This is a genomic window from Streptomyces sp. NPDC021562, assembly GCF_040640875.1.
Classification (GTDB): Bacteria; Actinomycetota; Actinomycetes; order Streptomycetales; family Streptomycetaceae; genus Streptomyces.
Genome location: NZ_JBFACN010000022.1, coordinates 150,496 through 159,437 on the forward strand (window position 1 = coordinate 150,496; position 8,942 = coordinate 159,437).

The 8,942-nt window shown below is 73.9% G+C and carries 9 protein-coding genes; 4 read left to right on the top strand and 5 right to left on the bottom strand.

Annotated features, from left to right (window positions below; translation table 11 throughout):
- Positions 1–23: 23 nt before the first annotated feature.
- Together AB0G52_RS30215 and AB0G52_RS30220 are read left to right on the top strand one after the other, a co-directional pair.
- Entirely contained in the window at positions 24–1,283 is a 1,260-nt protein-coding gene (locus AB0G52_RS30215; RefSeq protein ID WP_361340526.1) for an arsenic transporter, read from the top strand.
- Between the two features lie 17 nt (positions 1,284–1,300).
- Positions 1,301–1,792, top strand: coding sequence for a universal stress protein (locus tag AB0G52_RS30220; protein ID WP_361340503.1), 492 nt, complete (start codon positions 1,301–1,303; stop codon positions 1,790–1,792).
- Positions 1,793–1,802: 10 nt separating this feature from the next.
- On the opposite strand, the gene AB0G52_RS30225 is transcribed toward AB0G52_RS30220, so the two are convergent.
- Both AB0G52_RS30225 and AB0G52_RS30230 read right to left on the bottom strand, forming a co-directional pair.
- The gene (locus AB0G52_RS30225; protein WP_361340506.1) at positions 1,803–3,665 is read right to left on the bottom strand and encodes an RICIN domain-containing protein; all 1,863 of its coding nucleotides are present in this window, start codon (positions 3,663–3,665) and stop codon (positions 1,803–1,805) included.
- 453 nt (positions 3,666–4,118) lie between these two features.
- Positions 4,119–5,063 carry a helix-turn-helix domain-containing protein gene (locus tag AB0G52_RS30230; RefSeq protein ID WP_132894308.1) on the bottom strand — a complete coding sequence of 315 codons (945 nt, stop codon included), beginning with the start codon at positions 5,061–5,063 and terminating at the stop codon, positions 4,119–4,121.
- A 63-nt stretch (positions 5,064–5,126) separates the two neighbouring features.
- On the opposite strand from AB0G52_RS30230, the gene AB0G52_RS30235 reads away from it, so the two are divergent.
- Positions 5,127–5,909, top strand: a complete 783-nt coding sequence (locus AB0G52_RS30235) for a phytanoyl-CoA dioxygenase family protein (RefSeq protein WP_132894310.1) — start codon at positions 5,127–5,129, stop codon at positions 5,907–5,909.
- A gap of 21 nt (positions 5,910–5,930) precedes the next feature.
- Here the strand turns inward: AB0G52_RS30235 and AB0G52_RS30240 are convergent, their stop codons facing one another.
- From AB0G52_RS30240 to AB0G52_RS30250, 3 genes are all read right to left on the bottom strand, one after another.
- Positions 5,931–6,899, bottom strand: a complete 969-nt coding sequence (locus AB0G52_RS30240) for an aldo/keto reductase (RefSeq protein ID WP_132894312.1) — start codon at positions 6,897–6,899, stop codon at positions 5,931–5,933.
- Positions 6,900–6,992: 93 nt separating this feature from the next.
- Positions 6,993–7,526 (bottom strand): flavoprotein, encoded by a 534-nt coding sequence (locus tag AB0G52_RS30245; RefSeq protein WP_132894313.1) that lies wholly within the window; start codon positions 7,524–7,526, stop codon positions 6,993–6,995.
- Between the two features lie 20 nt (positions 7,527–7,546).
- Complete coding sequence (locus AB0G52_RS30250; protein ID WP_361340511.1) at positions 7,547–8,005, bottom strand: nuclear transport factor 2 family protein; 459 nt, start codon at positions 8,003–8,005, stop codon at positions 7,547–7,549.
- A gap of 100 nt (positions 8,006–8,105) precedes the next feature.
- Between AB0G52_RS30250 and AB0G52_RS30255 the strand changes: the two genes are divergently transcribed.
- Positions 8,106–8,657, top strand: a complete 552-nt coding sequence (locus tag AB0G52_RS30255; RefSeq protein WP_361340529.1) for a TetR/AcrR family transcriptional regulator — start codon at positions 8,106–8,108, stop codon at positions 8,655–8,657.
- The last annotated feature ends 285 nt before the right edge of the window (positions 8,658–8,942 follow it).

Genomic DNA, 8,942 nt, shown 5'->3' on the forward strand with positions numbered 1-8,942 from the left:
GATCACGTCCTGAGGAACGCGCCCTGAACACCCCGCTCGCCGAGACCCTGTCCGTCGTCCTCCTCGCCGCCGTGCTCGCGTGGGCCGTGATCCGGCCGCGCGGCCTGCCGGAGGCGGTGCTCGCCGTGCCCGCGGCGGGCATCGTGATCGCCACCGGGGCGATCTCCCTCGACCATGCCCGGGCGGAGGCCGAGCAGCTGGGCCCGGTCGTCGGTTTCCTCGCCGCCGTCCTGGTGCTCGCCCACTTCTGCGACGTGGAGGGGCTGTTCCAGGCCTGCGGGGCGTGGATGGCCCGCTGGTCGGCGGGGCGGCCGGTGCGGCTGCTGACGGCGGTGTTCACGCTGGCGTCGGTGATCACGGCCGTACTCAGTCTGGACGCGACGGTGGTGCTGCTGACGCCGGTGGTGTTCGCGACGGCGGCCCGGTCCGGGGTACGGGCGAAACCGCACGTCTACGCCTGCACGCACCTGTCGAACACCGCCTCGCTGCTGCTGCCCGTGTCCAACCTGACGAACCTGCTGGCGTTCGCGGCCAGCGGGCTGAGCTTCACCCGCTTCGCGGCGCTGATGGTGCTGCCCTGGCTGGTGGCGATCGGCGCGGAGTACCTGGTGTTCCGTAAATTCTTCGCCACGGATCTGTCCTCGGCGGCCCCGGGTTCGCAGGACACCGGCGAGCCGCCCCGGCTGCCGGTGTTCGCGCTGGTGACGGTCGGCTGCACACTCGCCGGGTTCGTGCTCACCTCGGCGCTGGGCATCGACCCGGCGTGGGCCGCGTGCGCGGGTGCGCTGGTGCTGGCCGGCCGTGCGCTGGTGCGGCGGCGGGCGACCCCGCTGACGGTGGTGAAGGCGGCGTCGCCCGCGTTCCTGGCGTTCGTGCTGGCGCTCGGGATCGTGGTGCGGGCGGTCGTCGACAACGGACTCGCCGACGCGCTCGGGCACGTCGTGCCGGGCGGCAGCGGACTGCCCGCGCTGCTCGGCGTCGCCGCGCTCGCCGCCGTGCTGGCGAATCTGATCAACAACCTGCCGGCGGTGCTCGTGCTGCTGCCGCTGGCCGTGCCCGGCGGCCCCGGAGCGGTGCTCGCCGTGCTGCTCGGGGTGAACATCGGACCGAACCTCACCTACGCGGGGTCGCTCGCGACGCTGTTGTGGCGCAGGATCGTGCACCAGCACGACCACGGCGTGGACCTCGGCGAGTTCACCCGGCTGGGGCTGCTCGCCGTGCCGGCCGCGCTGTGCGGGGCCGTGGTGGCACTGTGGGGGGCGCTCCAGGTGGTCGGTGCCTAGACAGGAGGGCCTTGGAGATGCGGGTGATCGTCTGGCTGGTCGAGGGGACCTGGCCGGCCAGTGTGGACGCGGCGCGCGAGCATGCGGGGGCGGCGTCCGAGGTGGTACTGCTGCATGTGACCGAGCCGGGGGTGGCCGGGCTCGCGCACGGCGCGTTCTCGGGGCTGCTGGGCCGGGCGGGCTCGGGACCGGACCCGGAGCGACGGCTGGCGGAGCTCGGCGGGCAGTCCGCGGTGGAGCTGCTCGACGCGGCCGAGGCACGGCTGGGGCTGCCGTGCACCCGGCTGGAGCGGACCGGACGGGTCGAGCGGGAGGTGGTGGCCGCCGCCGAGGGGGCCGGTCTGCTGATCGTCGCCCGGGACGGCGACCGGTCCCGGCTCGGGCCGCACAGCCTGGGCAGGGCGGCCCGCTTCGTCGTCGACCACGCGCCCTGCCCGGTGCTGCTGGTGTGGCCGGAAGGTGCGCCGGACCTGACGACCATGCCGCCGGCGCCGCCGCACCACCACTGAGGCCGCCGCCTCAGCGGTGCTGGCGACCGCCGAAGCCGCCGCCGAAACCCCCGCCGTAGCCCCAGCCGCCGTACTGGCCGCCGCCGTATTGACCGCCGCCGTAGCAGTGACCCGGGTACTGCGCGCACGGGTTGTCACCGGGGGTGGTGCCCGACGGCGCCGGCGGTGCGGTCGTCCGTGACGCCGAGGGGGTGGGGGCCGGCGCGGCGGGTCCGGCGGCCTCGGCCGCCCGGGTCCGGGGCGCGGTCGGGGCGGGCGTCGGCGTCGGGCTCGTCTCGGCGTCCCAGTTGACGATCTGCATCTGCAGGTCGGGCTTCGAGGTGTCCATCACCCAGCGCTGCGCGCCGGCGTTGGCCCGGGTCTTGACGACCAGGGAACCGCCGCCGTCGGTGGCCGCCGGGGCGAGCGCCAGGTCCTGGTCCCAGCGGGGCACCAGGGCGCCCTGCAGGGTGAAGTCGTAGCGGACGCTCCGGGCTCTGGACCCGGTGGCGGCCGAGCACGGGGCGAGCCGCACGGAGTAGCCGAGGTGCGAGTCGAGGCACAGGCCGGGGTCGGCGCCGTTGCGCAGCAGCCCGTCGGTCTCGTACGTCCACTGCTGGCTGGCGACCGACGAGCACGCGGCGAGTTCGGTCTCGGCGCCCTGGACGGCCTTCTTGCCGACCACGGCGATGCACAGGCCCGAGGCGACGTTGTGCAGCCGGCCGCGCAGGGTGCCCTGGGTGGCCTGGCCGGCCCCGGCCCAGGAGGAGCCGGAGGTGGAGCTGCCGTTGCCGGGCTTGGCGGAGGGCCTGGCCGCGGCCGTGCCGGAGTCGTCACCGGTGCCGAGCACCGCCCACAGCACCAGCGGCAGGACGACCAGGCCGCTCACCGTGCCGACGGCCACCGTGAGGTTGCGGCGGCGCGCCCGGCGGGCGGCGCGATGCTGGGCGCGCCGGGAGGCGGCGGGGTGCACCACCAGGTCCTTGCCGGCGGCCGCCGCGGGGTCGAAGGCCTCGCCGCCCGCGAAGGCGTCCTCGGGTGCGGGCGCCGGTTCGGCGGCCTCCCCGGCGAGGCCGGCCCGGGACTCCACGTAGCCGCGGGCGCCCCAGCCGAGCACGGCCTCCGCCAGGGCGAGGCCGAGGCCGCCGTTGAACTGGTGGAGCTGGTCGGCGGTGTACCGGCAGTGCCTGCAGCCGTTCAGGTGCTGCTGGAGGTCCCGGTCGACGTCCGTCCCGCCGCGCCGGAAGGTCACGTCGATCATCCGGACGTAACGCTGGCACTCGTCCTCGTGGGCGAGTTCGCGGTGCACCTGGAGGCACTCCTCGCGCAGTCGCTCGCGGGCCCGGCGCAGTTCGACCCCCGCGTCCTGCTCGTCGAGGCCCAGCAGTGCGGCGGGCGTCGACAGCGGTTCCGACTCGACCTCGGTGTGCCACAGCACGGCCCGCGAGGACTGGGTCAGGCGCTGGAAGGCACGGGAGAGCAGCCGCCGGTTCGCGGGCGGCAGCAGCCGGGCGGCGGCCCGCTCGCCGGTGCCCGCGCGCAGTTCGGGGTGCAGGAGTTCACCGCGGCCGTCGTTGTCCCATTCGGCGGCGATACGGCGGACCGTCACGAGCAGCTGGGGCCGCCAGGCGGCGGTGGGGCCGGCCTGGCGCAGGGACTCGCCGAAGAGCCGGGTGAACGCGGCGGTGGTGAGCATCCCCGCGCCGCGCGTCCCGTCGGTGCACAGACGGGCGTAGGCGAAGGCCGCTTCCCAGTGCCGGTCGAGCAGTTCCCCGACGGGGTGCAGGGCGGGCGCGGTACCGGTCCACTGCTTCAGCTCGGAGCTGAGCTGTTCGTCGGTGACGTCGAACGGCCGGGCGGGGGAAGGGGAATTCCCCAGGCCTGCGTCATTCACGGCTGCATTCCTTCCAGACGCAACGCGGGATGCGGTGCATACCGTCCGGTATGCGACCGGCACACGGCCCGGCCGACAGCGTGACCGGACGGGCCTGTTGGGGGTTCGGCGCTCGCATGTCCGCCGTCGGCAGCTCTTGTGAAGCGTGGGGGGCGAACGGGAGCGGCCTCGCGCATGCAGGGGAAAACAATGGTCCGCATGCCGACACGGCACACCTTTGCACAGGCCAGCAGGGCAGAACAAGGGATCTCCGGGTTTTGCGCAATGCCTCCGCGGCGCGCCGAATTGACGAATCGTCAATGAGCGGGCCGGGGCTCTGCCGCCGTATCGGCACCGAAATTGCCACGGGGTTTCACGGCCGACCGCCGCGGCCCTGACGCCAACCATTGGAACACGTTCCGACCTGCGTCATCCGTCCGTCCGCCGACCTTCGCGAACCAATGACCGGCGGATTCAGGGGCGTTCACCGGAACGGTAGGCACCGGGCGGGACACCGTGGCTTTCGCGGAAAACCCGGTTGAAGTGGAACGGGCTGGGAAATCCGGACGCGGCGGCGATCCGCTCGACGGTCAGGTCGGTGCTCTCCAGCAGTCGGGCGGCGTGCCGCAGCCGCGCCTCGCGCACCGCGCGCATCGGGGATGTGCCGGTCTGCTGGGTGAAGAGGTGGGCGAACCGGGACGGCGACAGCGCGACCCGCGCGGCGAGGGTGCCGACGGTGTGCGGGGCACCCGGGTCGGCGGCGATCAGCTCCTCGGCGTGCCGCACCCGCCCGTCCCGGTCGTCCGGGCCGCCCGGCGCCCGGCGCGCCCCGGCCACCGCGAGCAGGACGACCTCCTCGAGCGAACACAGAGCGAGCTCACGCGCCGCACTCCCGTGGGCGACGGCGACCCCCGCCGCGCCCGCCCCGGAGGCGTGGTCCTCCCCCGGTGGACACGCGATCGCCCCGCCCCCTTCGGGTGGTGCGCCGGTGCCGGTCCAGCGGGAGTCGGCGAGCATGCGCTGGAAGGCCGCTTCGACGCGGGTGCGGCTGCCGTCCGGGACGGCGACGGCGTACACGCCGTCGCCGAGGGCGCACGGGCCCAGCCACGGGGTCCAGGCGGGCCGGGCCCGGCAGTGGGTCCACCAGAAGCTCCAGTGGCCGACGCCGGGGTCGACCGCGTAACTGTGCGGCCCGCCGGGCGCGAGGACGACCAGGTCGCCGGGGCGGGCCCGGGTCCGGACGGCTCCCTGCCGGATCAGGCCCGCGCCGTCCGTGGTCCAGATGAGCAGCCAGCTTCTCGCCCCCTGCGGGCGGTTGATCCGGTAACCGGTCTCCTGGTGGTAAAGGCCGGTGACGACCGTGCCCGGGGGCGGGGCCGGGGCAGCAGTTCCGGGCAGGTCCTCAGCGTTCACGGGCATCCTCTCCCCCGGCGCGTCCGCCTAGCGTGACAGCCCCGAGGGAGCCGAACAAGGAGGACGGTCATGACAGTCACGGGCAACGGCACCACCATCCTGCGGCAGTTCGAGGAGGACGGCTTCGCCGTCGTGAGAGGTCTGTTCGGGGCGGACGAGATCGACGCGCTCTGCGCGGAGTTCGCGGCGCTGCACGCGGCGGGGCGGCCCGTGCCGGGGCACTTCGAGCCGGGACCGACGGCGGACCCGCTGCACCGGTATCCGCGGGTGATGCAGCCGCACGAGATCAGCCCGGTCGCCCGGCGGTTCCTGCTGGACGCGCGGTTGCGGGGGGTCCTGGAGGGGCTGCTCGGGGAGGAGGTGCTGGCCGCGCAGAGCATGTTCTACTTCAAGCCGCCGGGCGCCCGTGGGCAGGCCCTGCACCAGGACAACTTCTATCTGCGGGTGGAGCCGGGGACCTGTGTGGCCGCCTGGATCGCGTGTGAGGCGATCGACCGGGAGAACGGGGGCCTGGAGGTGGTACCGGGCACGCACCGGATGGACCTGTTCTGTCCTGAGGAGTCGGACGAGCACCTGTCGTTCGCCCGGGAGTACGTGGCACCGCCGGAGGGGCTCACGGCGGTGCCGGTCGACATGGCGCCGGGGGACGTCCTGTTCTTCAACGGGAGCCTGGTGCACGGTTCCCAGCCGAACCGCTCCGGCGAGCGGTTCCGGCGGTCGTTCATCGGGCACTACGTGGGACGGTCGGCGGAGCGGATCGGGGGGTACTACCGGACGTTGACCATGAGCGGGGAGCGGGTCTCGCTGCTGGAGAGCGAGGGGGCGGGGCCCTGCGGTACGTCGCGGTTGTGACGCGGCCGCGGGGCCGGCCCCTCAGTGGCCGGCGATCGGGTGGGGTCCGTAGGGGCGCTCCAGTTCCGCCAGTTCCTTGTCGCTGAGGCGGAGTTCGACCGCCGCCACCGCGTCGTCGAGGTGGTTCGGCTTGGACGCTCCGACGATGGGGGCCGTCACCGTGTCCTGGTGGAGGAGCCAGGACAGGGCCACCTGGGCGCGGGAGACGCCGCGGTCGTCGGCGATGCGGGTGACCGCCTCGACGATCGCGCGGTCGCCCTCCTGGTAGAGGGTGCTGCCGAAGGTGTCGGTGGAGCTGCGGCCGGTGACCGTGCCCCAGTCCCGGGTGAGGCGGCCGCGGGCCAGCGGGCTCCACGGCAACACGCCCACGCCCTGGTCGGCGCAGAGCGGCAGCATCTCCCGTTCCTCCTCGCGGTAGAGGAGGTTGTAGTGGTCCTGCATGGAGACGAACGTGGTCCAGCCGCCCAGCCGGGCCGTGTACTGGGCCTTGGAGAACTCCCAGGCGTACATCGAACTCGCCCCGATGTACCGGGCCTTGCCCGCCTTGACGACGTCGTGCAGCGCCTCCATCGTCTCCTCGATCGGCGTGTCGTGGTCGTACCGGTGGATCTGGTACAGGTCCACGTAGTCGGTGCCGAGACGGGTGAGGCTGTGGTCGATCTCGGTGAGGATCGCCTTGCGGGACAGGCCGCCGCCGTTGGGGCCGGGGCGCATCCGGCCGTGCACCTTGGTGGCGAGCACGATCTCGTCACGCCGGGCGAAGTCGCGCAGCGCCCTGCCGACGATCTCCTCGCTGGTGCCGTCGGAGTAGACGTTGGCGGTGTCGAAGAAGTTGACACCCGCCTCCAGCGCCTGCCGGATGAGCGGGCGGGACGCCTCCTCGTCGAGGGTCCACTCGTGGTTGCCGCGGTCGGGCAGGCCGTAGGTCATGCAGCCGAGGCAGATCCGGGACACGTCCAGACCGGTGCGGCCGAGCTTCACGTACTCCATCGTTGTCTCCCACCGTCGAGATCACGTTCTCCAGGCGAGCGTACGTCGGCCGGCCTGCCGGTCTCCTGTCACACCGACGGGAACCGGTCGCCGTCAGCCGCGCTCCAGCAGCTCCAGCGCCCGCTCCCAGGCGAACTCGGGGCGTCCGCCGTCGGTTTCGGCCGTCGTGGCGTACGGGTCGGCGAAGCGGACCCCGAGCCCGCGCAGCCGCGCCACACTCTCCTGGTAGGCGGGGTGCGCGGCCAGCGCGTCGGCGACACAGGGCAGCACGGCGATCGGGACGTCCAGGCCGAGGGCCTCGCACAGGGTGCCGACGGCGAGGGTGTCGGCGAGGCCGGCGGCCCACTTGTTGACGGTGTTGAAGGTGGCGGGGGCGACGGCCACGGCGTCCGGCGGCGGGAACGGGCGGGGGTCGGCGGGCCGCCGCCAGGCCGAGCGGATCGGGCGGCCGGTGCGCGCCTCGGCCTCGGCGGTGTCGAAGAACCCGTTCATGGCGACCGGCGTGGCGATCACCCCGACCTCCCAGCCGCGGTCCAGGGCCGCCGTGATCAGCCGCCCGACGCCGGCGGCGACCCCCGCCGCGCACACGACGAGGTAGAGGAAGGGGGCGCGGGGCTCATCGGTCATCCGGGCACTGTATGCGGGGGTTACCGCAACGGAAACGTCCGGCCCCGCTCGGACTCCGGACGGGGTCCGTGGATCCGGCGCTCGTGCTCCTCGATCCGGACGTCGTTGATGCTCGCCTCGCGCCGGGTCATCAGCCCGTGCTCGTCGAACTCCCAGAGCTCGTTCCCGTACGACCGCCACCACTGGCCGGCCGCGTCGTGGCACTCGTACTGGAAGCGGACCGCGATGCGGTCGCCGTCGAAGGACCACAGGTCCTTGCGGAGCGCGTAGTCGAGTTCCCGGGCCCATTTGGCGGTGAGGAACCCGATGATCTCGGCGCGGCCGGTGACGAAGGTGCCGCGGTTGCGCCAGACCGAGTCCTCGGAGTAGGCGAGCGCCACCCGCTGGGGGTCGCGGGTGTTCCAGGCGTCCTCGGCGGCCTGCACCTTCCGAGTCGCGGTCTCGTGGGTGAACGGCGGCAGGAGCGGACGGTCTGCCATGGTTTCCTCCTCAGGCGGAGAACGCTCGTTCTCCGGGGCGCTGCTACCGTAGGAGAACGCTGGTTCTCGCGTCAAGGAAGGGTGTGGTCCGTCAGTGGCCATGGACAGCGCGGTCGCCCGCGAGCAGGCTCTGGACGCCGCCGAGCGGCTGTTCTACGCGCGCGGGGTGCAGTCCGTCGGCATGGACGACGTACGCGGCGCCTCCGGGGTCTCGCTCAAGCGGCTCTACCAGCTCTTTCCCGCGAAGGAGGAGCTCGTGGTGGCCTGTCTGGAGCGGCGCGACGTGCGCTGGCGGCAGCGCCTCGCCGCGCACGTCGAACGGCAGGGCGACGCGCGGGAGCGGCTGCTCGCCGTGTTCGACTGGCTGGAGACCTGGTTCGGCGAGGCGGACTTCCGGGGGTGCGCCTGGATCAACGCGTACGGCGAACTGGGTGCCACCTCCGAACGGGTGGCGGCCCGGGTCCGGGACCACAAACAGGCGTTCCGGGACTACCTCACGGGACTCGTGGCCGACGCCGGGCTGGATGCCGCGCTCACCGGGCCGCTGTTCCTGCTGGCGGAGGGGGCGATGGTGACCGCCGGCATCACCGGGAGCACGGCGCCCGCCGCCGAGGCACGAGCGGCGGCCGCTGAGCTGCTGCGCGCGGGCTGACGCGGCGGGGCGGCGCGCCCGTGGCGCCGGGGGCCGAGCAGGACGGGCTCGGCCCCGGTCGACGGCTGGGTCGGGCTCGCCGTCGCGCCGCGCGGCCACCTGCCGCACGTCCTGCGGGTGACCGTCGAGGGCGACCGGGTGACGGCGTACGCGGCGATCGCCGACCCGACCCGGCTCCGCGCCGGCGCGCCTAGGGCGTGTTGCGAAAGTCCCGTCGTCCGCCCGGAGGGCGGGCCGCGCGGCGTCAGGTGCGTGCTCTGGGGGTCCCCCCGGCCGAAGGCAGGG

Bases quoted from the DNA above. Each gene is read 5' to 3' on its own strand.
- AB0G52_RS30235 (WP_132894310.1), top strand. From the start codon at position 5,127: ATGACAGTCACGGGCAACGGCACCACCATCCTGCGGCAGTTCGAGGAG.
- AB0G52_RS30250 (WP_361340511.1), bottom strand. From the start codon at position 8,005: ATGGCAGACCGTCCGCTCCTGCCGCCGTTCACCCACGAGACCGCGACT.
- AB0G52_RS30220 (WP_361340503.1), top strand. From the start codon at position 1,301: ATGCGGGTGATCGTCTGGCTGGTCGAGGGGACCTGGCCGGCCAGTGTG.
- AB0G52_RS30230 (WP_132894308.1), bottom strand. From the start codon at position 5,063: ATGCCCGTGAACGCTGAGGACCTGCCCGGAACTGCTGCCCCGGCCCCG.
- AB0G52_RS30255 (WP_361340529.1), top strand. From the start codon at position 8,106: ATGGACAGCGCGGTCGCCCGCGAGCAGGCTCTGGACGCCGCCGAGCGG.
- AB0G52_RS30245 (WP_132894313.1), bottom strand. From the start codon at position 7,526: ATGACCGATGAGCCCCGCGCCCCCTTCCTCTACCTCGTCGTGTGCGCG.
- AB0G52_RS30240 (WP_132894312.1), bottom strand. From the start codon at position 6,899: ATGGAGTACGTGAAGCTCGGCCGCACCGGTCTGGACGTGTCCCGGATC.